This window comes from Streptomyces rubellomurinus (assembly GCF_000961885.1).
In the GTDB taxonomy this organism is placed as follows: domain Bacteria; phylum Actinomycetota; class Actinomycetes; order Streptomycetales; family Streptomycetaceae; genus Kitasatospora; species Kitasatospora rubellomurina.
Genome location: NZ_JZKH01000022.1, coordinates 68,456 through 93,656, shown reverse-complemented (window position 1 = coordinate 93,656; position 25,201 = coordinate 68,456). Strand labels below are relative to the sequence as shown.

Here is a 25,201-nt window from a genome sequence, read left to right as displayed (position 1 = left end):
CCCCCGCCCCCGCCCCTGCCCCTGCCCCGCAGGTCTGGCCCGCGCTGCGCGCCGCCGACGCCCGGGCGCTGATCCGCTTCCTGGTCGACGCCTTCGGCTTCCAGGAGGTGGTCAGCTACGGCGAGGGCGACTTCGTCGCGCACGCCGAGCTTGCCTGGCCGGAGGGCGGCGGTGTGATGCTCGGCTCGGACCGCCCGACGCCCGAGGGCGCCGAGCCGTGGCCCGGCCGGCCCGGCACCTTCACGGCGTACGTGGTCACCGCCGACCCGGACGCCGTGCACGCCCGGGCCGTCGCCGCCGGTGCCCGGATCACCACGGGCCTCACCGAGACCGACTACGGCTCGCGCGACTTCGCCGCCGCCGACCCGGAGGGCAACCACTGGTCCTTCGGCACCTACCCGGGCGCGCCGCGCCCGGCCCCGGCCTCGTGACGGCCGCACCGGTGGAGCGGCTGCGGGCGCTGTGCCTGGCGCTGCCGGAGGTCGAGGAGCGGACCAGCCACGGGGAACCGACCTGGTTCGCCGGCTCCGGCCGCCGCGCCCGGGTGTTCGTGACGCTCTCCGACCACCACCACGACGACCGGCTGGCGTTCTGGTGCGCGGCCCCCGGCGGGGCGCAGGAACGGTTCGTCGCCGAGGATCCCGAGCGGTACTTCCGCCCGCCGTACGTCGGCCACCGGGGCTGGCTCGGCGTGTACCTGGACGGGCCGGCGCCGGACTGGCGGCGGATCGAGGGCCTGGTCGCCCAGGCGCACGCCCTGGTCGGACCGGGCGGCTAGGGCGCCCCGGGGCGCAGGCCGCCGGCACGCGGCAGACTGGCTGCGGGGGCCACCCGCAGGACGCCACGGAGGCGGCCGATGCCGCAGCTCACGGTGGACGGGCGCACCCTCGCCCTCTCCCACCTCGACAAGGTGTACTACCCGCGCACCGGCACCCTCAAGGGCGAGGTGCTGCGCTACTACGCCGCCGTCCACCACGCCCTGCTCCCCCATCTGCGGGACCGCCCGGTCTCCTTCCTGCGCTGCCCGGACGGCGTCGAGGCGGAGGTGTTCATCGCCAAGAACCCGCCCGCCGGCACCCCGCGCTGGGTCCGCACGGTGGACGTGCCGAGCAGCGGCGGCGAGCTGCGCCAGGTGGTGCTGGACGACGGCGCGGCGCTGCTGTGGGCGGCGAACCTCGGGTGCCTGGAACTGCACGTCCCGCAGTGGCACGCGGCCGCGCCCGCCCTCGCCGACCGGCTCGTCCTCGACCTCGACCCGGGCGAGGGCGCCGACGTCCTCACCTGTCGGGCGGTCGCCCTGCTGCTGCGCGAGCGGCTGGCGGCGGACGGCCTGGCGGCCTGGGTGAAGACCTCCGGCTCCAAGGGCCTGCACCTGCTGGTCCCGATCGAGCCGACGCCCAGCACCCGGGTCTCCGGGTACGCGAAGGCGCTCGCCGCCGCCCTGGAGGCCGAGCACCCGGAGCTGGCCGTGCACACCATGGCGAAGGCCCGCCGCCGGGGGCGGGTGCTGGTCGACTGGTCGCAGAACAACGCCAAGAAGACCACCGCCGCGCCGTACACGCTGCGCGCCCGGCCGCAGCCCACGGTGTCCACGCCGCTCGCCTGGGAGGAGCTGGAGCGGGCCGGCCGGGAGCTGGACCTGGTCTTCACCCTCGCCGACGTGCCGGGGCGGATCGCCGCGCACGGCGACCTGCTCGCGCCGCTGCTGGACCCGGAGCGGGCGCGGCCGCTGCCGGCCGGCCCGGCCGTTCTCGCCACCGGCCCGACCGGTCCGACCGGTCCGCCCGGCTCAGCGCCCCCCGCGCGACCGGCCGACCCCGCGCAGCCGGCCGCGCCCGAACCGCCGGCCCGCGCCGCCCAGGTGCTCCGCCCGCCGGTGGAGGTGATGCGGCCCGCCGCCGTCCCCGCCGTCCCGCCCGCGGACGGCCTGGGCGGCGCCGGCGTGCAGTACGAGCTGAAGCTGGACGGCTTCCGCTGCGTCGCCTTCGCCCGGGGCGGGCAGCCCGCGTTCCTGCAGTCCCGCAGCGGGCGCGACCTCGCCGCCGAGTTCCCGCCGATCGCCGCCGCCGTGGCCCGGCTGCCCGAGGGGCTGGTGCTGGACGCCGAGCTGGTCGCCTGGCGCGGCGGCCGGTTCGCCTTCGGGGAACTGCTCCGCACCCGTCAGGCGCGCGCCGCCGCACCGGACACGGCACTCGGACTGATCGCCTTCGACCTGCTCGCCCTGCCCGGCCGGGACGTCCGCCGGCTGCCGCTCACCGACCGCCGCCGGCTGCTGCTCGCCGCCCTCGCGGACGTCCCGCCGCCGATCCAGCCCGTCATGGCCACCACCGACCGGGCGGAGGCGCTGGAGTGGATGGACCGGCTCGCCGCCACCGGCGTGGAGGGCCTGGTCTGCAAGGCCGCAGGCTCCTCCTACCGCCCGCGCGGTGCGGGCCACGCCTGGGTCAAGTACCGCCGCAGCGACACCGTGGACGCCACCGTCCACGCGCTCACCGGCCCGCCCCGCCGGCCGCACGCCCTGATCGTCCGGCTCGACGACGGGCGCGTCCTCGCGACCACCCCCCGGCTCACCCCGCCCCAGGCCCGCGAGGTCGCCGAAGCCGCGCGCGCCCACCTCGGCCCGCCCACCACCGACCCCGACCACGGCCCCGTCCACCCGCTCACCACCCCCCTGCGCGCCGAACTCACCGTCACCGGGCGGCCGCCCGCCGCCGTCTTCGTCCGGCTGCGCGGCGACTGACGGCCCGGGCCGGCCGGGCGTCGGGGGGTGGGAGGAGAGGGATCAGGTCCAGTTCCAGTTCTGCGGGGAGTCCCCGGGGATGTAGTCCCAGACCAGCACCGGGTCGCCGTTCTGCGACGGGTCCGTACCGCCGTAGTTCTTGGCGTCCATGAAGTTGAAGGTGCCGCCGGTGTCGGCTCCGCTCTGCAGGCGTGCCCATCCGTCGTGGTCACCGGAGAGCTGGTACCAGACCTGGTTCGGCACGGGGTGCCCGCTGCTGTCGTTGAGGCAGTGCCACAGCTGCACCAGGTGCCCCAGGTAGTCGTTCGGGATGTTGTCGTGGGTGCCGCCGCTGATGTCCATGTCCAGGCACAGTCCGCTGCGCTGGTTGGTGATGGTGAACGCCGGCACACCGCTCGGGGTGGAGACGGGGTGGAAGAGCCAGCCCTGCTGCGCCTGGTCGTTGCACACCCACATCTGGACCTTGTCGCCGTTGCGCCACGGGTTCTGGGTCTGGCTGCCGGCCACGTAGTCGGCGTCCAGGCACATGTTGCTCGCGTAGGGGGTGTGCAGCTGCCAGTTCCCGGGGTTCGCCTGCGCCATCCCCGGCGCCCACCAGGCCATGGCCAGGGCCGCCACCGCCGTGAGCGACGTGCGCAGGGCTCGGGTGGTCGTGCGCGGTGCGTTCATCTGGTGCCCCTCCGTCCGCGGTCTCCGCCGGTGGGCCGATACGGCCACCGCGTCCGCCTTGACCGATGGTCGTCAAGAAGGGCGAGACCGGCAAGGGGGTACGCGCCGTTCCGGAAAAGGCAGTTGAGGGACCGTCAGGTCAACGCGGATGCTGCTTCGCCGTCGCGTGCGAGAACTCGGTGACCAAGGCGTCCTCGAACAGCGGCAGGTCGGCGGGCCGGCGGCTGGTGACCAGCGGGCCGGGGCCGTCGTGGCAGACGTGCACCTCCTCGTCGACCCAGTGCGCGCCGGCGTTGACCAGGTCGGTGCGCAGGCTGGGCCAGGAGGTCAGGGTGCGGCCGCGGACGGCGTCGGCCTCGATCAGCGTCCAGGCGGCGTGGCAGATCGCGGCGACCGGCCGGCCGGCGGCGCAGTGGGCGTGGACGTGGGCGACGGCGGCCCGGTCCAGCCGGAGGTGGTCGGGGTTGGCGACACCGCCGGGCAGGACCAGGCCGTCGTAGTCGGCCGGGTCCGCCTCGCCGACGAGGGCGTCGACGGCGAAGGTGTCGCCCGGGGTGTGGTGGTGGACGGCCAGGACCCGCCCGGGGGCGGTGGACAGCAGGCGCGGCGTGCCGCCGGACTCGGCGACGGCCTGCCAGGGGGAGGTCAGCTCGACCTGCTCGGCTCCGTACGGCGCGACCAGGAAGGCGATCGTGCGGCCGGTGAGGGTGGTGGACGGCCAGCGCATGGTGGGTGCTCGATTGCTCGGTTACTCGGCGTGCTCGGCGTGCTCGGTTCTCGGCGTGCTCGGTCGCTCAGCGCGGGTGCGGGGTGGTCAGGTCGACGGCGGTCGGCGGGGTGGTGCTGAGCCTGGCACGCGGGCAGTCCAGGTGGACGGTCCGCTCCAGGTGGTCGATCCGGGCGACCAGGCCGACCGTCACCGGCACCCGGGCGCCCGGCACCCAGGGCCCGGCGTCGACCAGCAGGTGGTCGCCGGTGTCCTCCTCGACCCGGCCGAGCGGACCGTCGACGGCCCGCACCTCGTACCCGACCAGGCTGAGTTCCGCGGCGGGATGGGCGCCCGGGCGGTACTCCCACAGCTCGGTGCCGGTCATGTCACGCCTCCGGCTGGTCCCAGGGCCGGCGCTCCCGGCCCTCCTTGCGTTCCCCACGTTCCCCGTGTTCCCCGCGTTCCCGCTGCTCGCGCCCGTCCTCCGGTTCCGGGCCGGCGGCACGCCGCCCGGCCCGGCGGCGCAGCAGCGCCGAGGCGGCCACCGCGGCCGCCACCGAAGCCGCCCAGACCACTCCGAGGGCGGCCAGGACGGCGGTGGTCGGAGTCCGCACGCCGACGCTCAGGCAGATCGCGGTCATCACCAGGGTGGTCAGCACCACCCCGGCCGTCAGCCGACGCCCCACGCTGCGCCCGACGCCGCGCAGCGTGCCGCCGATCCGGCTCGGCCGCTTGGCGCCCATGGTGCTCAACTTGCGGTCCAGGCGGGTGTCCTGGCGCAGATCGGACTCGATCTCCGCCAGCAGCCGCCGTTCCCATCCGCTCAACGCGGGTCCGTCCATCTCGGTCACCTCCGACACTTCCGGTGACGTGCTCGCACCCGGGCGGTTGCCCGGTACGAGCAGGCGTTAACCGCTCCGGGCGGCGCCTGTTCCGGCGCCCGCCCGGCCGAAGGCCCGTGGGCGGGCGAGCAGACTGTCGTCCAGGACGCGCAGCAGGGCCGCGGCATCGCGGTGGACCTCGGCCGCTCCCGCCGCCCGCAGCTGGGGACCGGCGTCCCCGCCGGCCTCCAGGGCGACGCAGGGCACCCCGATCCGCCGCGCCGCCAGCACCTCGCGCACGCTCCCGGCGACGGCCACGGCGTGCGACGGCGCGCCGTCCACCAGGACCAGCGCGGCGCGCAGCGGATCCGCCCCCGGATCGGTGACGGTCAGCACGGGCGCCCCGGCCGGCCCCGGCCCGGTCAGCACCACCGTCCAGCCCCGGGCGGCGCACTCGCGCAGCAACGCGGCCCCGCCGGGCAGCCCGGGCCGCCAGTCGGTACCGAACAGAGCCGCCGAGATCACCGTCATGGCCACCGCTTCCGTCGACGACCCACGGGCACACCGGCCCGCAGGCCACGCACCGTACGCGCCCTTCCAGGTTAGGCCGCTCCCCGCCCCACCGCGCAGCCTGCCGCCCCACCACCCCGCCCCCGGCTCCGGGCGCCGGAGGCAGCCCGGCCTCCAGCCCGCGAACCGCCTGCGGCTGCCCCCACGGCGCGTGCCGTGGGGGCAGCCGGCGCACGGCGGGCCGCCCGGGCGCACCCGGGCCACCCCGCCGGCGGGGTGGCGCTCGATCGGCCCGGGCTAGCCTCGCCGCATGGGAGTGGACATCACCGTCGTGGCCGTCGACTGGGCGCACCTGCGGGGCATCGCGCCGGACGCGCGGCTGCCGGCCCTGGAGGAGGCGGCGTACGACGAGGTGGCGGTCGAGGCCGGGTGGGTGTGGCCGGTCGAGCCGGGGCGGGCGTGGCTGGGGCGGTACGAGTTCGCCCGCAGCTGCGGGTCGTACACGCCCCACTTCCGGGCCGGGGAAGCCTGGGGGAACGTCCGGGACGCCGCCGGGCCGGCGCTGCGGGCGGCGCTGGACGGCTTCCTGCTGCCGCTGTTCTGGTACGGCCCCGGCCGGGAGGCCGCCGAGCACGTGGAGCCGGGCGTGTTCCCCGCCGGCGACCGTACGGAGCGGTACGGGCCGCTGGTCGCCGCCGGGCCCGGGACGGTGGCCCGGCTGGACCGGTGCTGGCGGGAGGCCTCCCCCGCGCTGCCGGAGCTGCGCGAGCCGTTCGGGCGGCTGGCCGCGGATCCGGGCGGCTGGATCGAGGACTACGAGGACTTCGCCCGGCTGCTGTCCGGGTGGGGCGAGGTGGTCGGCGAGGCCGGGCGACGCGGCTGGGGTGTCATCGGCCTGCGGATCTAGCCGGTAGGATCCGCAGCCCGCAACCGACCGGGAGAACGAGATGACCACCGACCAAGCTGTGCCGGACTTCAGCACGGCCCGTCTGGAGGCGTTCAGCGACGGGGTGTTCGCGATCGCGATCACCCTGCTGGTGCTGGACCTGAAGGTGCCCGAGGCGGACGCGCTCGACGGGCGGAGCCTCGCCGACGCGCTCGGCCACCAGTGGCCGGCCTACTTCGCGTACCTGGTGAGCTTCCTGGTGATCGGCATCATCTGGATCAACCACCACGCGATGTGCGCGCTGGCCCGCCGGGTCGACCGGCTGACGCTCTTCACCAATCTGCTGCTGCTCCTGACGGTGTCCGTGATCCCGTACCCGACCCGGATGCTGGCGGCCTACCTCACGGCGCGGTCCGACGACGCCCACACCGCCGCCGCCCTGTACTCGCTGACGATGGTCGCCATGGGCGCCGCGTTCTCGCTGCTCTTCCTCACCTTCACCCGCGACGCCCGGGCGCTGCACACGCCCATCCCGCCGGCCGCCCGGCGCGCGGCGCTCCGCCGCTTCGGCGTCGGCGGTGTCGCCTACGTCCTCACCGTCGCCCTGGCCTACACGAGCCCCGTGGCGATGCTCGCCACCCATGCCGCGCTGGCCCTGTACTACTGCTTCGACCAGCTCGCGCCGGCCACCCGCCGGGTCCGGGCGGCGGACTCCGACGACGACTGACCAGCCGTGGTGCCGGGCGAGCCGGATCAGGTTGCCGCAGGTGTCGTCGAGGACGGCGGTGGCGCTCCGGGCCCGGGCGCCCCGGGCGGGTGGTCACCGGCCGGGGGCGATCCGGCCGACGAGGTGGAGCAGCCGGTCGAGGGCGTCCTTGGAGTGGGGTTCGGTGAGGTTGCACATGAGCCGGAAGGCCACCTTCAGCAGGGCCGGGTTGCCGAGCCCGGCGGCGCCGGCCGCGCCGAGCAGCCGGGGGCGGCCGAGCAGGTCGGCGGCGAGCCGGCCGAGCGCGAAGTAGCCGGCGTAGGCGGAGCGCAGGGCCTGCGGGTAGGCGCGCAGCGCGAGTTCGCGGCCGCGGTCGGTGGGGCGGGCGAGTGCCTGGACGGCGGTCTCGGCGGCGAAGCGGCCGGATTCCATGGCGTAGGCGATGCCTTCGCCGGTGCCGGGGCTGACCGTGCCGCCCGCGTCGCCGATGAGCAGCAGCCCGTCCGCGTAGTGGGGTTCGCGGTTGAGGCCCATGGGCAGGGCGGCGCCGCGGATGGGTTCGGTGACGGCCTCGGGGGTGTAGCCGTACTCGGGCGGGAGCCGGTCGCACCAGCGGCGCAGCAGGTCGCGCCAGTCGAGGTCGATGCCGGCGGTGTCGAGGACGCCGAGGCCGACGTTGGCGGTGCCGTCGCCCATGCCGAACACCCAGGCGTAGCCGGGCAGGAGGCGCCGGCGGGAGGAGGCGTGGGGGTCGTACAGGTCGAGCCAGGCCTCGAGGTAGCGGTCGTCGTGGCGCGGGGTCTTGAAGTAGGTGCGGTAGGCGACGCCCATGGCCCGGTCGGTGCGCCGGTGGCGGTTCATCGCGACGGAGAGGCGGGTGGAGTTGCCGTCTGCGGCGAGGACGAGCGGGGCGCGGTACTCGGCGGGTTCGCGGTCCTCGCCGAGCCGGACGGTGACGCCGGTGATGCGGCCGGTCCGCCGGTCGGTCAACGGGCCTGCCACGTTGGCCCGTTCGATCAGGCGGGCGCCGGCCGAGGCGGCCCGGCGGGCGAGCAGTTCGTCGAAGTCGGCGCGGCGGCGGACGAGTCCGTACGGGGGGTAGGCGGACAGTTCCGGCCAGTCGAACTCCAGCCGCCGGTGGCCGGCGACGAGGCGCAGCCCCTTGTTGTGGAGCCAGCCGGCGGATTCGGAGACGTCGATGCCCATGTCGGTCAACTGCTTGACGGCGCGCGGGGTGAGGCCGTCGCCGCAGACCTTCTCGCGGGGGAAGGCGGACTTCTCCAGCAGCAGGACGTCCAGGCCGGCGCGGGCGAGGTGGTAGGCGGCGGTGGAGCCGGACGGGCCGGCGCCGACCACGATGACGTCGGCCTCCTCCGCGGTCCGGGCGGCCGGGGCGGGCGTCCGCCCGGGGCCGGGCTGCTCGGCGCCGCGCCGCTCTGGACCGGGCTGCTCTGGACCGGGCAATGCGCACTCCCGCGGGTCGGCTGGGCTGGGTGGGCGAGGGACGGGACCGGGCCGGCGCCGCCACAGCGGCACCAGGGGGCTCGGCGGTCCCAGACGGACGATAGAGAACGGCGGTGCCGGACCGCTCCCCCGACACGCGGACCGGCGGCGTGGACCGGTCAATACCGGCCACCGGGCCCGGGATGTCCTTGAGGTGGTCACGACGGGCACGATTCACGCACAACCGGGTGATCCGATTGTTGCCACGGACTCTCCGCCATATTTCGGCCACAACGGCACAATCCAGCCATTCACCCCTTGCGTCACGTTCTTCGCTGCGGGAACTTTTGTGCCCTTCCCGCCGTACGGTGCCGACCCCCCGGCCGTACCGTCCGCCGGGGGGCTCCCTCCCCACCGCGCAGGCTCGTCCCGGCCTGCCGAACCCGATGGAACACCCATGCACATCCGCTCCACCGCAGCACGCTCCCTGGTGGCCGTCCCGACCGCCGCCGCGCTGATGCTCCTCGCCCCCGCCGCGCACGCCGCCCCGGGTGGCGGCCACGGCGCCCCCGGCAACAACGGCACCGTGAAGATCCACGACGCCGGCACCGGCCAGGAGGACATGCGCAACGAGCCCAAGGTCTGCACCTTCTACCTGGACTCCTTCGGCTTCGACCCGAACCAGGACGTGCTCTGGGCCATCTACGACATGAACGACCCCGCCACGCCCGTTGCCTGGGGCGACCTGCCGGTGCTAGAGGACGGCGACGTCCGCACCGAGGACATCAACCTGCCGGACGGCCACTACAAGCTGTACTGGCAGTCGGTCGAGCTGGTCGACGGCGAGCTGCCGGCCGACGCCGACCTCAACAACCCGAAGCACAAGGTCTTCAAGGTCGACTGCGGCAGCGAGAAGCCCGGCCCGACCGGCAAGCCGACGCCGACCAAGACCCCCTCGGCGACGCCGTCCGCGACCCCGTCCGTGACGCCGTCGGCGACGCCCACGCCGACCAAGACCCCCTCCGCGGGCCCGACCACCCCGGCGACCGGCACCCCTTCGCACGCGCCGTCGCCGACCGCGACCGCCACTGCCACTGCCACGCCGACCGGTGCCCCGGTGCCGCCGACCACCGCCCCGGCCACCCCCACGGCCACCGCTGCGCCGACCACCGCCCCGACCACCGCCCCGAGCGGCGTGCCCAGCGCCGGCCCGTCCACCACGCCGACCGCCACCGTCCCGGTGCACACCACCACCCCGGCCGGCACCAGGACCAGCCCGGAGCAGCCGCTGATCAAGCCCGCCAAGGTCAGCACCCCGACCCCGATCCCGGGCAAGAAGCTGGCCTCCACCGGTAGCGACGGCACCCTGCTGTACGCGGGCGCCGGCACCGTCCTGCTGGCCGCCGGCGTGGGCGCGGTGGTCTACACCCGCCGTCGCCGCACCGCCTCCTGACGCGCCACTCCCTGTCGCGTCGGGCTCCCGGAGTCCGGTGGCGCCGCGTCTGAGCCGCGGCACCACCTGACCGGGACACCACTGAGCCCCTGGCCCCGCACACATGCGGCCGGCCAGGGGCTCTCCGTCATTTTCTACGGACGCGGCGCCCTCACGGGTTCACCGCCAGCACCACGTACCCGGCCAGCACCGCCAGGTGGACGGCGCCCTGCAGCGGGGTGGCCCGGCGCGGGATGACCGTGAGGGTGCCGAGCACGATCGTCAGGGTGAGCAGCACCATGTGCGCCGGGTCCAGGCCGAGGACGAGCGGGCCGGACAGCCAGGTGGAGGCGATGGCCACGGCCGGGATGGTGAGGCCGATGCTGGCGAGGGCGGAGCCGAGGGCCAGGTTGAGGCTGGTCTGCACCCGGTTGCGGACGGCCGCGCGCAGCGCCGCGATGGTCTCCGGCAGCAGCACCATCATGGCGATCACCACGCCGACGACGGCGTGCGGCAGCCCGGCGTCGTCGACGGCGGACTCGATGGTCGGCGAGACGGCCTTGGCCAGGCCGACGACCGAGACCAGGGCGACGCCGAGCAGCAGCAGGCTGAGGCCGGCGGCCCGCACGGTGGGCGGGCTGACGTGGTCCTCCTCGTCCAGCACCCGGCCCTCGGGGGTGACGGGCAGGAAGTAGTCCCGGTGCCGGACGGTCTGGGTCGCGACGAACAGCCCGTACACCACGAGCGAGGCGGTGGCCGCGTAGGTGAGCTGGGTGGTCGAGAACTGCGGGCCGGGCGAGCTGGTGGTGAAGGTGGGCAGCACCAGGCTGAGCGTGGCGAGGGCGGCGATGCAGGCCAGGGCCGCGCCGGTGCCCTCGGCGTTGAACACCGCCGTGCGGTACTTGATCGCCGAGACCAGGATGGACAGGCCGAGGATGCCGTTGCAGGTGATCATGACGGCGGCGAAGACGGTGTCCCGGGCGAGGGTGGAGGACTTGTCCCCGCCGTCCGCCATCAGCGTCACGATCAGCGCGACCTCGATCACGGTGACCGCCACCGCGAGCACGAGCGATCCGAAGGGCTCGCCCGACCAGTGCGCGATCACCTCGGCGTGGTGCACGGCGGACAGGACGGCCGCCACCAGGAAGCAGGCCACCACGCCCACCACCCAGCCGGGCAGGTCTTCGTGCCAGGTCAGGGCGAGGACGACGAACGACACCACCGGAACGACGACGGTCCATTGCGCGGCGGCCGCGCGGAGCTTCGTGATCATGCGCCCGAGGATCCCAGGCCGGAGGGCCGCCGCCCGGGCGCCCACGCCGTGGTTCGTAGGGATGTGGCACAACTCATCCGCTTCCGTCCGGTTTCGCCCGCTCACGCCCGGGGCCGCTCCCGACCGGCCGGCGCCGGCGACAGGTTGGCCGATTTCAGGCCTCGCATCCGAATGGTCATCAGACGAACGGCAGCCCGGTGCAGGTGAACCGATCCCCGGCCGGGCGTCGAGTTGTCCGCATACCGAACATTCGGCGAACGGTTGCAGCACGTAGTTGAATCGTCACCATGAGTGTGACGCAACACACAGTGGGCATGTGCACACTCCCCGTGTAAGACTCATCTCAAGGAGTGAGATCCCCTTCGTTTCCAAGGAGGTTCATAACATGCGCGCTCGGATCGCAGCTGTGGTGCTGACGGTGGCAGGGATAGCCGGACTGGCCGCAGGGCCGGCCGCGGCCGCCACCGCCACGGCCCTGCCCGGCACCACGGCCTGCACCGCGGTGGTCAACCACCCCTGCCTCTCGCACGAGGCGGACGGTGACGGCGTCGTCGGCGTCGCCCGGGTGAGCGCCCAGCCGGACCAGTTGACCGTCGTCCGGGTCGAGATCCGCACCCAGGCCGCCTGGGGCAGCCCGTGGCAGACCGTCGCCGCCGCGACCACCGTGCGCTTCGGCTCGGCCGAGGCCACGACCCCGCGCGTGACCGCCAGCGGCCCGCGGCTGGTCTGCGCCACCGCCGGCCCGGCCCTCGAGGCCGACAAGCAGGTCACCACCTGTACCAACCCGTTCTGACCGCAGGCCGGTTGAGAACGACCACGGACCGGGGGCGATCGCGCCCCCTCCCCCAGGGCCGGCCGCCGGAGCCCGCAACCCGGCGGCCGGCCCGCCCGACCGGCCCGCCCGACCGACCCCCGTCCGTCGCCGCCGATCCGTCCGCGCGCCCCGCCACCAGGGAGAACGCCGTGGCCGCCGCGGACGTCCGACCGGCGGACCCGGGTGGACCTGGGGCCCCCGTTCACGGCAAACTGGTCTAGACCTCGAAGGTCTAGACCTCAGCCACGCCCCAGAACGGTGGACCAGTATGGAAATCGTGATCGTCCCTGACCCCGCAGCGGCCGGCGAACTCATCGCCGCGGCGATCACCGATCTGCTGACCGACAAGCCCGACGCGCTGCTCGGCGTGGCCACCGGCTCCACGCCGCTGCCGATCTACCAGTCCCTGGCCGCCCGGGTCGGCGACGGCCGGCTGGACGCCTCGCGGGCCCGGATCTGCCAGCTGGACGAGTACGTCGGCCTGCCCGCCGGCCACCCCGAGTCCTACCGCTCGGTGGTGCTGCGCGAGGTCGTCGAGCCGCTCGGCCTCACCGAGGAGTCCTTCCTCGGCCCGGACGGCAACGCCGCCGACATCGCGGCCGCCGCCACCGCCTACGACCGCGCGCTGGCCGAGGCCGGCGGCGTCGACCTCCAGCTGCTCGGCATCGGCACCGACGGCCACATCGGCTTCAACGAGCCCTGCTCCTCGCTCTCCTCCCGCACCCGGATCAAGACCCTGACCCGGCAGACCCGCGAGGACAACGCGCGGTTCTTCGACAGCCTCGACGAGGTGCCCCACCACGTCATCACCCAGGGCATCGGCACCATCCTGGAGGCCCGCCACCTGGTGCTGCTCGCCACCGGCGAGGCCAAGGCCGAGGCCGTCGCCCTCGCCGTGGAGGGCCCGCTCGCCGCCGCCGTCCCCGCCTCCGCGCTGCAGCTGCACCCGCACGCCACCGTGGTGGTCGACGAGGCCGCCGCCTCGAAGCTCAAGCTCGCCGACTACTTCCGCGACACCTACGCCGCCAAGCCGGCCTGGCAGAAGCTCTGAGCGCCCGCCACCCGGCGCCCGCCGGGTGACGCGCACCGCACGACGACGGCCGGGGCGCCGCACCACCGAGGGGATAGGCGGTGCGGCGCCCCTGCCGTTCGTCCGACCCTGCCGTTCGTCCGACCCGACGGCTCCGGACAGCAGGCGTGCAGGAAATTGGAGTTGTGGAGTCGTATTCGCTAGCGTTCCGAACGTGAGGCTGACCAAGAGCACCGACATCGCCCTCCGGATCGCCATGCGGCTGGCCGTCCTGGGGGAGGGCGACCACCCGACCACCCGCGAGGTGGCCGAGGCGGTCGGCGTGCCGTACACCCACGCGGCGAAGGTGGTCAGCCGGCTGCAGCACCTCGGCGTGGTGGAGGCCCGGCGCGGTCGCGGCGGCGGGCTGATGCTCACCTTCGCGGGCCGGACCGGCTCGCTGGGGTTGCTGCTGCGCGAGCTGGAGGGCGTCGGCGACGTGGTCGGCTGCGAGGACGAGCCGCCGTGCCCGCTGCGGGCCGCCTGCCGGCTGCGCGGGGCCCTGCGGGGCGCCCAGGAGGCGTTCTTCGCCGCGCTCGACCCGCTCTGCGTCGACGACCTGGTGGCCCCGCCCACCGGGCCGGTGCTGCTGAGCCTCACTGCCCGCGCCACCGACTGATCGCACACCCCCGGGGAGCCGGTCCCGCCGCGCGCCCTTTAATGCGAATCTGAGATACCGATAAGGAGTCGTCTGATGCTGTCCGCGAAGTCCGCCGAGGTCGTCGAGGCCACCCTGCCCGTCGTGGGCGCCGCGATCGGTGACATCACCCCGCGCTTCTACGACCGGCTGTTCGCCGCGCACCCGGAGCTGCTGCGCGACCTGTTCAACCGGGGCAACCAGGCTAACGGCACCCAGCGCGAGGCCCTGGCCGGCTCGATAGCCGCCTTCGCGAGCGCGCTGGTCGCCCACCCCGGGCAGCGACCGGACGCGATGCTGGCGCGCATCGCGCACAAGCACGTCTCGGTCGGCATCGCCGACGACCAGTACAAGGTCGTCCACGAGCACCTGTTCGCCGCCATCGTCGAGGTGCTCGGCGAGGCCGTCACCCCCGAGGTCGCCGCCGCCTGGGACGAGGTCTACTGGCTGATGGCCAACGCGCTGATGGCCGTCGAGGACCGGCTGCGCGCCGAGGCGGCCGCCGCCGACTGCGACCCGGCCGACCTGTGGCGCCCGTACACCGTCGTCACCCGCCACCAGGAGACCGACGCCGTCACCACCTTCGTCGTCCGCCCCGCCGACGGCCGCCCCGTCCCGACCGCCCGCCCCGGCCAGTACGTGTCGGTGCGCGTCGAACTCGCGGACGGCGCCCACCAGATCCGCCAGTACAGCCTGTCCGGCACGGCCGACGGCGCGCTGCGCTTCAGCGTCAAGCGCGAGCCCGGCGGCGAGGTCTCCCAGCACCTGTACGAGCACCTGCCCACCGGTGGCACCGTCGAGCTGGCGCCGCCGCTGGGCGACGTCTCGCTCGCCGAGGGCGACGGCCCGGTGCTGCTCGCCTCCGCCGGCATCGGCAACACCCCGATGACCGCGATGCTCGGCCACCTCGCCGCCACCGGCTCCACCCGCCGGGTGATCTCCGTGCACGGCGACCGCGACCAGCTCCGCCACGCCTTCCGCGCCGACCTGGAGCAGCTGACCGCCGCGCTGCCGAACGCCGTCGCGCACGTCTTCTACGAGCGGCCGCTCGGCGCGTGGCCGGCCGAGCGCACCGGCCTGGTCGACCTGTCGACCGTCGAGGTCCCGGCCGGCACCACCGCCTACCTGTGCGGGCCGCTGCCCTTCCTCAAGCACGTCCGGGAGCAGCTGCTGGCGGCGGGCGTCCCGGCCGCCGACATCCACTACGAGGTGTTCGGGCCGGACCTCTGGCTGGTCTGAGATCCGGAACTCCCACCCCGGCGGCGGGACGACCGGAAGGAGCCGGGTGCACGGGCCGCGCACCCCGGAGGTGCTGCTGGTCACCCCGTGACGGTCACCGCCTGAGCTCCAGCGTGCAGCACTTCGCCCCGCCGCCGCCCTTCAGCAGTTCGGAGACGTCCACCGGGACGGGCTGGTAGCCGTGCTCGGCGAGCCGGCCCGCGAGGTTCTTCGCCGCCTCCGGCAGCAGCACCCGGCGGCCGTCCGAGACCGCGTTCAGCCCGAACACCTCGGCGTCCTCCCGGTCGGCGAGGATCGCGTCCGGGAACAGGGTGCGCAGCGCCGCCCGGCTGTCCGCGTCGAAGGCCTCCGGGTAGTACATGACGTGGTCGTCGGCGAGCACCGCGAGCGCGGTGTCCAGGTGGTAGAAGCGCGGGTCGACCAGGGTCAGGCTGACCACCGGGACGCCGAACAGCCGGGCCGCCTCCGCGTGGGCGGCCCGCGAGGTGCGGAAGCCCGTCCCGGCGAGCACCCGGCCGCCCGCCACCAGGTGGTCGCCCTCGCCCTCGTTGACGTGCCCGGCCCGGTGCACCTCGCGGTAGCCGCGCTCGCGGAACCAGGCCTGGTAGGCCTCGGACTCGGCGGCGCGCTCCGGGTGGCGGAAGCTCGCCACCAGCGCCCGGCCGTCCAGCACCGTCGCGCCGTTGGCGGCGTAGACCATGTCGGGCAGGCCGGGCACCGGCTCGATCAGCTCGACGGTGTGGCCGAGGTGGCGGTACGTCCGGTACAGCCGCTCCCACTGCCGGACGGCGAGGGCGGTGTCGGTGGGCTGCGCGGGGTCCATCCAGGGATTGATCGCGTAGTCCACGGTGAAGTAGGTCGGCCGGCACATCAGGTAGCGCCGCGGCCGGGCGGTGCGCTCCGGGGTCTGGCTGGGCATGTCCTCAACCGTCCTTGGGGTGGGGGCTCAGGGTGTCGTCCGTTCCTGGGGCGGCTGCCCCGGCGCCGCCGTTCGCACACCCGCGCGGGCGCCCCCGCCGGGCGCAACCCCCCGCGCACCCGGCGCGAGCCCCGGCGCACGGCCCGTTGCGGCACACCGCCCGGCCGCTCCGGGCCCGGCGCGCGGAGGGTACGTGGTCCATCTCACGCCCCGCCAGGGTCACCTACGGTGGCGTAGGTCACTTGATTGGGTGAACCATCTCTTTCATGCCGCATCTCCAGGAGACCCTTGACATCAGTTCCTACGCCGCGCTCGGCGACAGCTTCACCGAGGGCCTGAACGACCCCGGTGTCGACGGTGCCTTCGCCGGCTGGGCCGACCGGCTCGCCGGACTGCTCGCCGCCGGCCGGCCGCAGAACCGGTTCCGCTACGCCAACCTGGCCGTGCGCGGCCGGCTGCTCGACCAGATCGCCGCCGAGCAGGTGCCGCAGGTCGAGCGCCTCCAGCCCGACCTGGTCACCTTCTGCGCCGGCGGCAACGACATCCTGCGCCCCGGCAGCGACCCCGACGAGGTGGCCGTGCGCTTCGAGGCCGCCGTCGCCCGGCTCGCCGCCAACGCCGGGACGGTGCTGATCTGCACCGGCTTCGACACCCGCGAGATGACGCTGCTCAAGCACCTGCGCGGCAAGGTCGCCACCTACAACGGGCACATGCGGGCCGTCGCCGACCGCTACGACTGCAAGGTCGCCGACCTCTGGTCGCTGCGCTCGGTGCAGGACCGCCAGGCCTGGAGCGAGGACCGGCTGCACCTGTCCCCGGAGGGCCACCAGCGGGTCGCCCTGCTGGCCGCCCGCTCGCTCGGCCTGCGCACCGAGCAGGACCCGGAGGCCCCGTGGCCGGCCGCGCCCGTCCTGTCCCCCGCCGACCAGGCACGGGAGAACATCCAGTGGGCCCGCGAGCACCTCATCCCCTGGGTCGGCCGGCGCCTGCGCGGCGAGTCCTCCGGTGACCACGTCGAGGCCAAGCGGCCCGACCTGCTGCCGCTCTGACGGCGCGTCAACTACCTGACGGTGTGCCGGGCCGAGCCCGGCCCGGCACACCCCGGGAACCACCGCGCCGCCCCGGACGTCACTCCTCCGGATGAACGATCCGTGCAGCTCACGGGCCGTCGTCGGACCGAACGGGATGGGTGGGGAGTCGTGGCGGACAAGGTGAGCGGCAACCAGCAGGGCACGGCACGGCGGCAGTTCGCGGTCACCGGTTTCGCGACCGGCGGGGACGGCCGGGCCGCGCGGGCCAAGGAGCGCGGCAGGGCGCTGCGGGACCGGGTGCCCCGGGAGCGGCACGCCCGGTTCGCACCCGCCCCCGGCCGGCCGAGCGCCGTCGAGGCGATCGAGGCCTCCAACGCGGGCCGGCTCGCCGCCCTCGTGCCGATCCGGATCGGCCGGATGGCCGCCACCCCGTTCGCCTTCCTGCGCGGCTCCGCCGGGCTGATGGCCGCCGACCTCGCGGGCACGCCCGTCACCGGGGTCGGCGCCCAGCTGTGCGGTGACGCGCACGCCGCCAACTTCGGCCTGTACGGCGACGCGCGCGGCCAACTCGTCATGGACATCAACGACTTCGACGAGACCGTGCCCGGCCCCTGGGAGTGGGACCTCAAGCGGCTCGCCTCCAGCCTCGTCCTCGCCGGGCGCGAGACCGGGGCGAGCGAGGCGATCGCCCGCGAGGCCGCCCAGCACGCGGCCGGCTCCTACCGCCGCACCATGCGCACCCTCGCCAAGCTGCCCGCGCTCGACGCCTGGAACGCCGTCGCCGACGAGCAGTTGGTCTCCTTCACCGAGGCGCACGACCTCGCCGAGGTGCTGCGGAAGGTCGGCGCGAAGGCGCTCGGCAACACCAGCGCCAGGTTCGCCGCCCGCAGCACCACCCGGACCGCGGACGGCGGTTGGCGGTTCACCGCCGCTCCCCCGGTGCTCACCGAGGTCTCCGACGCCACCGCCCAGGCCGTCGCCGAGGCGCTCGGCCCGTACGTGGCGACCGTGCCCGCCGAGGTGCGCACCCTGCTCTCCCGCCACCGGGTGCAGGACGTGGCCTTCCGGGTCGTCGGCACCGGCAGCGTCGGCACCCGCTCGTACGTCGTGCTGCTGACCGACCACCGCGACCAGCCGCTCGTGCTGCAGGTCAAGGAGGCCCGCCCGTCCGCGCTGCTGCCGCACCTCGCCGGCGCCGGGCCGGTCGACCACGAGGGCCGGCGGGTGGTGCTCGGGCAGAAGCACATGCAGGTCGTCAGCGACACCCTGCTCGGCTGGACCACGGTGGACGGACTCCCGTACCAGGTGCGGCAGTTCCGCAACCGCAAGGGCAGCGTCGACCCGGCCGCGCTGCTGCCCGGCCAGCTCGACGACTACGCGCGGATCACCGGCGCCCTGCTCGCCCGCGCCCACGCCCACACCGCCGACCCCGGCCTGCTCGCCGGCTACTGCGGCCGCAACGAGGCCCTGGACGACGCCGTCGCCACCTTCGCCGTCGCCTACGCCGACCGGACCGAGGCCGACCACGCCGACCTGCTCGCGGCCGTGCGCAGCGGGCGCCTGCCCGCCGAGCGCGGGGTCTGAACGGAGTCGGGCTCTACCGGGCCAGGAACGGCGCGACCGCGGCGACGAACTCGGCCGGCGCGGCGGCGTGCACCAGGTGGCCGGCCTCGATCGTGACCAGCCGGCAGTCGGGGATCAGCCGGGCCAGCTCGGCGATCCGCTGCTGCGGCACGTGGCTGGCCGGGCCGCCCGCGACCGCCAGGGTGCGGGCGGTGATCGCGGACAGGCCCTCCCGCCAGGCCGGGTCCGGGCTGTCGAGCTGCGCCTTGACGGCCCGGACCATCGCCCAGTCGAAGTGCGCCGGCTGGTCCGCCCCCGCCGCGGGCGGGCTCGCCGGGCGCGGGTGCAGCGCGGGGATGTCCTCCAGGACCAGCCGGTCGACGCGCTCCGGCGCGGCCTGGGCGACCAGGACGGCGACGACGCCGCCCATCGAGTGGCCGACCAGGTCGACGCGGTCCAGACCGAGGGCGTCGAGGAAGGCGAGCACGTCGTCGCGCATCTGCGGCAGGCCGTACGCGGCGGTGCGGCCGCTGTCGCCGTGGCCGCGCAGGTCGGGTGCGTACACCCGGTGCCCGGGGGCGAGTTCGGGCAGCACCACCTCCCAGTCGGCGGCGCGCTCGCCGAGCGCGTGCAGCAGCACCAGCGGCGGGCCGCCGGGCCGTCCGCTCACCCGGTAGGCGAGCGTCACCTCGGGCAGGTCCACGGTTCGAACATCCGTCATGACCGCCACCCTAGGCGTGGTGCGGCGGCCGGGCGCGGCCGCTTCGCCGACCGCTAAGCGGTCGGGAACCACCGGAGGCGGTACGGTGCTGAGCCATGACCCGTGCCCAAGAGGATTTCCTGGCCGTGGCCCGTACGGCCGAGCAGCTGCTGCGCCGCCCGGAGGTCGCGGCCGCCTGGCAACGTCCCAGTGCGCTGGCCGAGTTCAGCGTCGCCGGCCTGGCCGGCCACCTGGCCTACCAGGTGCTGTCCGTGACGCAGGTCCTGGCCGGCCCGGTGCCCGAGGAGGAGACCGTCCCCCTGCTCGGGCACTACCAGCGGTCGAAGTGGCTCGGCGCCCCGCTCGACGCGGACATCAACGTGCGCCTGCGGGAGGGCGGCGAGGAGATCGCGGCCGAGGGGCCGGCCGCGCTGGCCGAGGAGTTCGGCGCGGCGATCGCGGAGCTGACGGGCGCGCTGGCGGCGCAGGACGGCGGCCGGCCGGTGCGGCTGCCGTTCTGGGGGGCGTGGTCGCTCACCCTCGACGACTTCCTGACCACCCGGACGATGGAACTGGCCGTCCACAGCGACGACCTGGCGGTCAGCGTGGACGTCCCGACCCCCGAGCTCCCGCCGGAGGCCACCGACGCGGTGGTCGGCCTGCTGGCCCGGCTCGCGGTGTGGCGGCACGGGCCGGTGAACGTCCTGCGCGCCCTCAGCCGCGCGGAGCGGGCGCCGGGGAGCATCGCCGCGATCTGAGGTCCGCGCACGGCGGCGCGCCTTCGGGGCCCGCCGCCGTACGGCCCCGGTCGGTTCGCCGCTGCACGGCCCCGGTCGGTCCGCCGGGGTCAGTCCACCGGGGTCAGTCCACCGGGGTCAGTCCGCCGGGGTGTTCGCGCGCCCGGCCGCCCGGTTGGCGAGCACCGACGCCAGGACGGCGAGCCCCGCGACGCCCGCGCACACGGCGCTGGCGGACAGGTAGGCGGCGCGGTGCCCGCCGCCGCCGGCGGTGTGGCGCAGGTAGACGCCGGAGAGCGCCGAGACGGCGACGGCCGCCGCGATCCGCTGGGCCATCTGCAGGATCGCCCCGCTCACGCCGGCCGCCTCGGCGGGCGCGTGCCGCAGGACGTACGCCTGGTTGGTGGAGCCCATCAGGCCGATCGAGGCGCCGCTGAGGAGTTGGAGCAGGGCGAGCAGCCAGGGCAGCAGCGCGGCCGGCGCCCAGTGGGCGACCAGGCCGCTGGTGAGCATCGCGAGGGCGGAGCCGGTCATGCCGGCGGTGACGGTGCGTCGGCCGAAGCGCTGGACCACCCGCCAGGCCAGTGCGGAGGCGACGCCCATGGCGACCGCGGAGGGCAGGGCGACGAGGGCGGCGCCCATCGGGGACAGGCCGAGGCCGTCCTGGAGGAACATGGTGAGGACGAGCGAGGCGGCGAGCGAGGAGCCGAACTGGGCCATCGCGGTGGCCGTGCCGAGCGCGTAGGGCGCGGAGCGGGTGAGCGCGGGGTGGATCAGCGGCTGCCCGCCGGTGCGGGCGTAGCGGCGCTGCCACCACACGAGCGCGCCGAGCAGCAGCAGGGCGGCGCCCGCGAAGGCCAGGGCGCCGCGCCAGCCGGGCGGTTGGACGAAGGGCAGCATCAGGACGAGGGTGAGCGCGGCGACCAGCAGCAGGCCGAGCACGTCGAGGTTGGCGCCGCGCGCGCTGGGCCGGGGCTTCGGCAGGTGGCGGACGGCGAGCGCGAGGGTGGCCAGCCCGAACGGGACGTTGAGCAGGAAGGTGAGCCGCCAGCCGAGCCCGGGCCCGGCGGCGGCCAGCACGGCGCCGCCGACCGGCGGGCCGAGCGCGAAGGCGAGCCCGCCGGTGACGGCGTACATGCCGAGGGCGCGGGCGCGCAGCTGGCCGTCGAAGACGTCCTGGAGGGTGCCGATCATCTGGGAGTTGACGAGGCCGGCGCCGGCGCCCTGGAGGAGCCGGGCGGCGATCAGCACGGCGGGGTCGGTCGCGGTCGCGGAGACCAGGCTGACCAGGGTGAAGAGGGCCAGGCCGGTGACGAAGAACCACTTGCGGCCCTTGACGTCGCCGAGCCGCCCGCCGGGGATGAGGGCGAGGCCGAAGGCGAGCGAGTACCCGGCCACGATCCACTGCAGGTGGGCGGGTTGGGCGTGCAGGGTCTCGCGCAGGGCGGGGACGGAGGTGTTGAGGACGGACTGGTCGAGCAGCGTGGTGAAGCCGCCCGCGACGCAGACCAGCAGGACGCGGCGCCCGGCCGCGTCGAAGCGTTCGCGGGGCGGCTGCGGTATCGCGGTGTCGGTGGCGGATTCGTCGGCGTTGGCGTTGGCGGCGTCAGGAGCGTTCGCGGATCTCACGGCTGGCGATGCTATCCCGGCCGTGCGGCCCGCTCCCCCGGGTTGCCTCCGGGCGCCCCGGCCCGTGCGCCTGCTAGGCCCTGTCCGTGGTCGCCCTCTGGCCGGATGTCGACGGTGCCGCGCAGCAGGTTGGTGGGGTCGTAGGCCTTCTTCACGGCGGCGAGCCGGGCGTAGCGGTCCGGGCCGTAGTGCTCCCGGGCGCTGCGGCCGGCGCCGCGCTCGGCGTGGTTGAGGTAGCCGCCGCCGGTGCCGAAGGGCCGCGTCCGGTCGGCGGTGGCCCGCGACCAGGCGAGGTGCTCGGCGTCCTGTCCGGGGTCGGTCCAGTGCGCGGACACCGTCAGTTGGTAGGGCGCGGCGCGGCCGGGGAAGGCGGAGTCCTGCTCGGGCACGTCGGCGATGGCGCCGCGCAGGTACTCGAGGTCGATCGAGCAGCGCGGGGAGGGGTTCTCGCGGGCGGCCTCGACGAGTTGCCGCACGGCGTCGCCGGGGAGGTCGTCGAGGTAGGCGGCGCTGGTGGAGTACCGGTGGCCCTTGGGCCGGGTGTCGTCGCCGAGCGCCTGCAGGTGCGGGTACGGCATGGCGCGGGCGACCTGTGCGGCGGGCGGGATCTCGTCGAAGAGCGACGCGGCCTGCGCCGGCCCGTCCTCCGGATCGCCGGACCACACCGCGAGCAGGAGGAGCACGGGTCCGCCGCGCAGGTGCTCGGGCACCCACGGCTGGTCGCCCGCGTGCCCGAGCCGGGCGACGGTGTGCAGGTCCACGGGCTGGCGCCCGGTGTACGCCCGGTACGCGGCCAGGGCGTCGGGGGCGTCGTCGAGGGCGTGGACGCCGGCGCCGTACAGGACCTGGCCGACCGGGCGCAGCCGGAGCGTGAAGCGGGTGACCACGCCGAAGGTGCCGCCCCCGCCGCGCAGCGCCCACAGCAGTTCGGGGTGGCTGTGCTCGGTGGCGTCGATGATCGAGCCGTCGGCGAGGACGACCTGGGCGGCGAGGATGTGGTCGCAGGTCAGGCCCCAGCGGCGGGCGAGCCAGCCGTAACCGCCGCCGAGGGCGAGCCCGCCGAGCCCGGTGTCGGCGACGGTGCCGGTGGGGCAGGCCAGTCCGTAGGGGGCGGTGACGGTGTCGAGGTCGCGCAGCCGGCAGCCGCCTTCGGCGACGGCCACCCGGGCGTGGACGTCGACGGTGACGGCGCGCATCGGCGAGACGTCGACCATCAGCGTGCCGTCTGCGACGGCGCTGCCGGCGACGTGGTGGCCGCCGCCGCGCACGGTGACGTCGAGGCCGGCGGCGGCCGCGTACCGCAGGGCCTGGCTCACCTCGGTCGCGGTGCGGCAGCGGGCGATGTGGGCGGGGCGGCGGTCGTGCAGGCCGTTCCACACCGCCCGGGTCTCGTCGTAGGCGGCGTCGCCGGGGCTGACCCAGTGCTCGGGCCGTTCGGGCAGTGCTGCCTGCCGGGGAACCTCTCCCCGCATGGTGGCGACCCCTCTCGCTGACGGACGCACGGACTCGTGGACTCGCCCGGCTCGCGGGTCTACGGCGTCGCGGCCCCATCGGCGAGTCCAGGTGCATGGTGCACACACGATAGGTGGGGCACCTGCGAAGTGCGCGTGAACACCGTACGTGGTCAACGCGTTTCGGTCACCGTCCGGGCCGGGACCGGCACTTCGGCGCACCGCTCGCCTCACCCCCGACTCGGGAACGGGCGAGGACCCGGTTGCCTCCACGGCACCCCGGGCCCCACAGCCTGCTCAGCCCTCCCGGCCGGCCGCCTCCCGGTCCGCCGCCAGCGAGCTCTCCAGCCGCGCCAGCAACTCCCGGAACCGCTCGGTGTCCTGCTCCGTCATCCGCCCCTCGGGCACCGGCCGCCCGGCCGCTCTCTCGTCCATGGCCCCGACGTTAGACCGGAACGATCAACGCCCGATAAACGCGGCCGCCCGCGTTCCGGCTACGGCTGTCGGAACAGCCGCTCCAGCACCTCGGCGACGCCGTCCTCGTCGTTGCCGCCGATGACCCGGTCCGCCGTGGCCAGCACCTCGGGGTGCGCGTTGGCGACGGCGTAGGAGGTGCCGGCCCAGGCCAGCATCGGCAGGTCGTTGGGCATGTCGCCGAAGGCGATCGTCTGCTCGCGCGCGATCCCGTGCCGGCGCGCCAGCTCGTCGAGCGCGGCGGCCTTGCTGACGCCCCGCGCGACGGCCTCGATCAGCCGCTCGCCGTTGGAGTGGTAGAGGGTGACCAGCTCGCCGACCACCGGGCGGAGCAGCGCCAGGAGTGCGTCGGCGGACAACGTCGGGTGGCGGCCGACCAGTTTGGGTGCGGGCCGCCCGAACAGCCGGGCGTCGTCGAGGCGCCGCAGCGGCGGGTCGGTGTCGCTCCACGGGCGCGACTCGTACCGCTCGTCCGCGACCAGCTCGTCCGCGTACTCGACGGCCAGCCCGATGCCGGGGGCGGTCGCGCGCAGCAGCCGGGCCGTCTCGCCGAGCACGTCCGCCGGGATCGGCCGCTCGGCGACGACCGTACGGGTGCGCAGGTCGTAGCCGAGGGCGCCGTTGGAGCAGATCGCCACGCCGCGGTGGCCGAAGGCGCCGGCTATGTCGCCCATCAGGCTCGGCGGCCGGCCGGTGACCAGGACGAACAGCGCGCCGGCCCGTTCGACCCGGGTCAGGGCGGCGACGGTGCGGGCGGAGACGGTGCGGTCGCCGCGCACGATCGTGCCGTCGAGGTCGGTGGCGACCAGCCGGGGCGGGCGCGGGCCTGCGGTCGGGGTGCTCATCGTCGATGCTCCTGGAAGAGGTAGGTGGGTGAGGGGTCGGCTCACCACGTCGGCCCGCCCGGCTCGCCGTCGCGCAGCGGCCGCCGCACCGCCCAGGGCAGCACGAACCACAGCCCGGCGAAGACCAGCGCGACGACGACGGTCAGCACCACGGCCGCCGGGGTGCCGAGCACGACGTCCAGCACCAGCAGCACCGCGCCGCTGAGGGCGGAGGCCAGCAGCACCAGGCCGAGTTGGGCGATGCGCACCGAGACCCGGACGATCCGCTCCTTGCCCGGGTGCCGGAACAGCCCGCGGTGCAGCGCCACCGGGGTGGCGAAGACGGCGGAGGCGAGTACGGCCAGCAGCAGGGTGGTGACGTAGATGTCCTGCTGGCCGTCGCCGAGTTCGGCGAACCGCGGGGTGAAGGCGACGCCGAGCAGGAACGCGAACACGATCTGCACGCCGGTCTGCAACACCCGCAGTTCCTGCAGCAGTTCGACCAGCCGCCGGTCCGCCCGCGCCGCGGGGCTCTCCCCGGCCGGCGGCCCGGCGGGCTCCGGTCGCGGCTCGGGCGCGGGCGGGTCCTGGGGCGGCGGGGTGCTGGTCATGCGTCACATTCTGCGCCAGCCGCGCCGCTCGGCGCTGCGCTTCCCCCGGCGGTTCCACCGGTGCGATGTGCGGCTCTCCGGACCGGCCCCCTCGGGCGTGCGCCTGCGGGCGACTGATGCCCATTGTCCCTGCTCCGCCACGTGCGGAAGGCCGCATGACAGCTACCTGCACTGACGGGAAGCGGACGCGCCGCGACCGCTGTTGCGCATGGGTGGCAGGTTCCTGTCGGGGAAGTTGTGGCTACGCGGAACGCCTGTTTGATTTGGGCGCCGGGATCTCTCTTGGTTCGGGCTGGCGCCCTCCGGTTCAGCTG

General features: G+C 75.3%; 27 protein-coding genes and 1 pseudogene. 14 read left to right on the top strand and 14 right to left on the bottom strand.

Annotated elements, in window-relative coordinates:
* From VM95_RS13530 to VM95_RS44320, 4 genes and pseudogenes are all read left to right on the top strand, one after another.
* Nucleotides 1-431: VOC family protein (locus VM95_RS13530; RefSeq protein ID WP_045696061.1), on the top strand; the 431-nt coding region annotated here is incomplete at its 5' end.
* Nucleotides 428-778, top strand: a complete 351-nt coding sequence (locus tag VM95_RS13525; protein ID WP_045696058.1) for an MmcQ/YjbR family DNA-binding protein — start codon at nt 428-430, stop codon at nt 776-778. The genes VM95_RS13530 and VM95_RS13525, both read left to right, overlap by 4 nt.
* A 78-nt stretch (nt 779-856) precedes the next feature.
* A pseudogene (gene ligD / locus VM95_RS44325) lies at nt 857-1,735 on the top strand (non-homologous end-joining DNA ligase); the annotation flags it as partial.
* A 150-nt stretch (nt 1,736-1,885) separates the two neighbouring features.
* Complete coding sequence (locus tag VM95_RS44320; protein ID WP_244178754.1) at nt 1,886-2,740, top strand: ATP-dependent DNA ligase; 855 nt, start codon at nt 1,886-1,888, stop codon at nt 2,738-2,740.
* Between the two features lie 42 nt (nt 2,741-2,782).
* Here the strand turns inward: VM95_RS44320 and VM95_RS13515 are convergent, their stop codons facing one another.
* The 5 genes from VM95_RS13515 to VM95_RS13495 all read right to left on the bottom strand — a co-directional run bounded on the left by VM95_RS13515 (nt 2,783) and on the right by VM95_RS13495 (nt 5,470).
* On the bottom strand, nt 2,783-3,409 hold the full coding sequence (locus tag VM95_RS13515; protein ID WP_045696055.1) for an RICIN domain-containing protein: 627 nt from the start codon (nt 3,407-3,409) through the stop codon (nt 2,783-2,785).
* 139 nt (nt 3,410-3,548) lie between these two features.
* A complete protein-coding gene (locus tag VM95_RS13510) occupies nt 3,549-4,136 on the bottom strand; it encodes a type 1 glutamine amidotransferase domain-containing protein (RefSeq protein WP_045696052.1) in 588 nt (195 codons plus the stop codon).
* 67 nt (nt 4,137-4,203) lie between these two features.
* Nucleotides 4,204-4,503: a hypothetical protein gene (locus tag VM95_RS13505; protein WP_045696049.1), complete on the bottom strand. Its 300-nt coding sequence runs from the start codon at nt 4,501-4,503 to the stop codon at nt 4,204-4,206.
* 1 nt (nt 4,504) lies between these two features.
* Nucleotides 4,505-4,960 (bottom strand): hypothetical protein, encoded by a 456-nt coding sequence (locus tag VM95_RS13500; protein ID WP_157882094.1) that lies wholly within the window; start codon nt 4,958-4,960, stop codon nt 4,505-4,507.
* Nucleotides 4,961-5,026: 66 nt separating this feature from the next.
* Nucleotides 5,027-5,470 carry an HAD family hydrolase gene (locus VM95_RS13495; protein WP_052706655.1) on the bottom strand — a complete coding sequence of 148 codons (444 nt, stop codon included), beginning with the start codon at nt 5,468-5,470 and terminating at the stop codon, nt 5,027-5,029.
* Between the two features lie 289 nt (nt 5,471-5,759).
* Here VM95_RS13495 and VM95_RS13490 point away from each other — a divergent pair, with 289 nt between their 5' ends.
* On the top strand, nt 5,760-6,356 hold the full coding sequence (locus VM95_RS13490; RefSeq protein WP_045696042.1) for a hypothetical protein: 597 nt from the start codon (nt 5,760-5,762) through the stop codon (nt 6,354-6,356).
* Between the two features lie 40 nt (nt 6,357-6,396).
* Nucleotides 6,397-7,062, top strand: a complete 666-nt coding sequence (locus VM95_RS13485) for a TMEM175 family protein (protein ID WP_045696039.1) — start codon at nt 6,397-6,399, stop codon at nt 7,060-7,062.
* 93 nt (nt 7,063-7,155) lie between these two features.
* Here VM95_RS13485 and VM95_RS13480 read toward each other — a convergent pair whose 3' ends face one another.
* The gene (locus VM95_RS13480; protein ID WP_078859845.1) at nt 7,156-8,505 is read right to left on the bottom strand and encodes a geranylgeranyl reductase family protein; all 1,350 of its coding nucleotides are present in this window, start codon (nt 8,503-8,505) and stop codon (nt 7,156-7,158) included.
* Between the two features lie 436 nt (nt 8,506-8,941).
* Between VM95_RS13480 and VM95_RS45150 the strand changes: the two genes are divergently transcribed.
* Nucleotides 8,942-9,937, top strand: coding sequence for an LPXTG cell wall anchor domain-containing protein (locus tag VM95_RS45150; protein WP_052707352.1), 996 nt, complete (start codon nt 8,942-8,944; stop codon nt 9,935-9,937).
* A 151-nt stretch (nt 9,938-10,088) separates the two neighbouring features.
* Here VM95_RS45150 and VM95_RS13470 read toward each other — a convergent pair whose 3' ends face one another.
* Complete coding sequence (locus VM95_RS13470; protein WP_045696038.1) at nt 10,089-11,189, bottom strand: calcium:cation antiporter; 1,101 nt, start codon at nt 11,187-11,189, stop codon at nt 10,089-10,091.
* A 385-nt stretch (nt 11,190-11,574) separates the two neighbouring features.
* On the opposite strand from VM95_RS13470, the gene VM95_RS13465 reads away from it, so the two are divergent.
* From VM95_RS13465 to VM95_RS13450, 4 genes are all read left to right on the top strand, one after another.
* The gene (locus tag VM95_RS13465; protein WP_157882093.1) at nt 11,575-11,982 is read left to right on the top strand and encodes a hypothetical protein; all 408 of its coding nucleotides are present in this window, start codon (nt 11,575-11,577) and stop codon (nt 11,980-11,982) included.
* A gap of 289 nt (nt 11,983-12,271) precedes the next feature.
* Nucleotides 12,272-13,054: a glucosamine-6-phosphate deaminase gene (locus VM95_RS13460; protein ID WP_045696034.1), complete on the top strand. Its 783-nt coding sequence runs from the start codon at nt 12,272-12,274 to the stop codon at nt 13,052-13,054.
* Nucleotides 13,055-13,247: 193 nt separating this feature from the next.
* Nucleotides 13,248-13,691 (top strand): RrF2 family transcriptional regulator, encoded by a 444-nt coding sequence (locus VM95_RS13455; RefSeq protein ID WP_045696032.1) that lies wholly within the window; start codon nt 13,248-13,250, stop codon nt 13,689-13,691.
* Between the two features lie 75 nt (nt 13,692-13,766).
* On the top strand, nt 13,767-14,948 hold the full coding sequence (locus VM95_RS13450) for a globin domain-containing protein (protein ID WP_045696029.1): 1,182 nt from the start codon (nt 13,767-13,769) through the stop codon (nt 14,946-14,948).
* A gap of 94 nt (nt 14,949-15,042) precedes the next feature.
* Here VM95_RS13450 and ddaH read toward each other — a convergent pair whose 3' ends face one another.
* Entirely contained in the window at nt 15,043-15,867 is an 825-nt protein-coding gene (gene ddaH, locus VM95_RS13445) for a dimethylargininase (RefSeq protein ID WP_045696028.1), read from the bottom strand.
* Nucleotides 15,868-16,133: 266 nt separating this feature from the next.
* Between ddaH and VM95_RS13440 the strand changes: the two genes are divergently transcribed.
* Nucleotides 16,134-16,916: an SGNH/GDSL hydrolase family protein gene (locus VM95_RS13440; RefSeq protein ID WP_045696025.1), complete on the top strand. Its 783-nt coding sequence runs from the start codon at nt 16,134-16,136 to the stop codon at nt 16,914-16,916.
* Nucleotides 16,917-17,066: 150 nt separating this feature from the next.
* Nucleotides 17,067-18,482 carry a DUF2252 domain-containing protein gene (locus VM95_RS13435; protein WP_045696022.1) on the top strand — a complete coding sequence of 472 codons (1,416 nt, stop codon included), beginning with the start codon at nt 17,067-17,069 and terminating at the stop codon, nt 18,480-18,482.
* Between the two features lie 13 nt (nt 18,483-18,495).
* Here the strand turns inward: VM95_RS13435 and VM95_RS13430 are convergent, their stop codons facing one another.
* Nucleotides 18,496-19,182 carry an alpha/beta fold hydrolase gene (locus tag VM95_RS13430; protein WP_045696019.1) on the bottom strand — a complete coding sequence of 229 codons (687 nt, stop codon included), beginning with the start codon at nt 19,180-19,182 and terminating at the stop codon, nt 18,496-18,498.
* A 95-nt stretch (nt 19,183-19,277) separates the two neighbouring features.
* Between VM95_RS13430 and VM95_RS13425 the strand changes: the two genes are divergently transcribed.
* Nucleotides 19,278-19,919, top strand: a complete 642-nt coding sequence (locus tag VM95_RS13425) for a maleylpyruvate isomerase N-terminal domain-containing protein (RefSeq protein WP_045696016.1) — start codon at nt 19,278-19,280, stop codon at nt 19,917-19,919.
* A gap of 117 nt (nt 19,920-20,036) precedes the next feature.
* On the opposite strand, the gene VM95_RS13420 is transcribed toward VM95_RS13425, so the two are convergent.
* The 5 genes from VM95_RS13420 to VM95_RS13405 form a co-directional block, all read right to left on the bottom strand.
* A complete protein-coding gene (locus tag VM95_RS13420) occupies nt 20,037-21,527 on the bottom strand; it encodes an MFS transporter (RefSeq protein WP_052707351.1) in 1,491 nt (496 codons plus the stop codon).
* A gap of 11 nt (nt 21,528-21,538) precedes the next feature.
* The gene (locus tag VM95_RS13415; protein ID WP_063773494.1) at nt 21,539-22,999 is read right to left on the bottom strand and encodes an FAD-binding oxidoreductase; all 1,461 of its coding nucleotides are present in this window, start codon (nt 22,997-22,999) and stop codon (nt 21,539-21,541) included.
* Nucleotides 23,000-23,275: 276 nt separating this feature from the next.
* Nucleotides 23,276-23,413 (bottom strand): hypothetical protein, encoded by a 138-nt coding sequence (locus VM95_RS42530; RefSeq protein ID WP_157882092.1) that lies wholly within the window; start codon nt 23,411-23,413, stop codon nt 23,276-23,278.
* 59 nt (nt 23,414-23,472) lie between these two features.
* Entirely contained in the window at nt 23,473-24,297 is an 825-nt protein-coding gene (locus VM95_RS13410) for an HAD family hydrolase (RefSeq protein ID WP_045696013.1), read from the bottom strand.
* Nucleotides 24,298-24,338: 41 nt separating this feature from the next.
* Complete coding sequence (locus tag VM95_RS13405) at nt 24,339-24,887, bottom strand: DUF6328 family protein (protein ID WP_045696011.1); 549 nt, start codon at nt 24,885-24,887, stop codon at nt 24,339-24,341.
* Between the last annotated feature and the right edge of the window lie 314 nt (nt 24,888-25,201).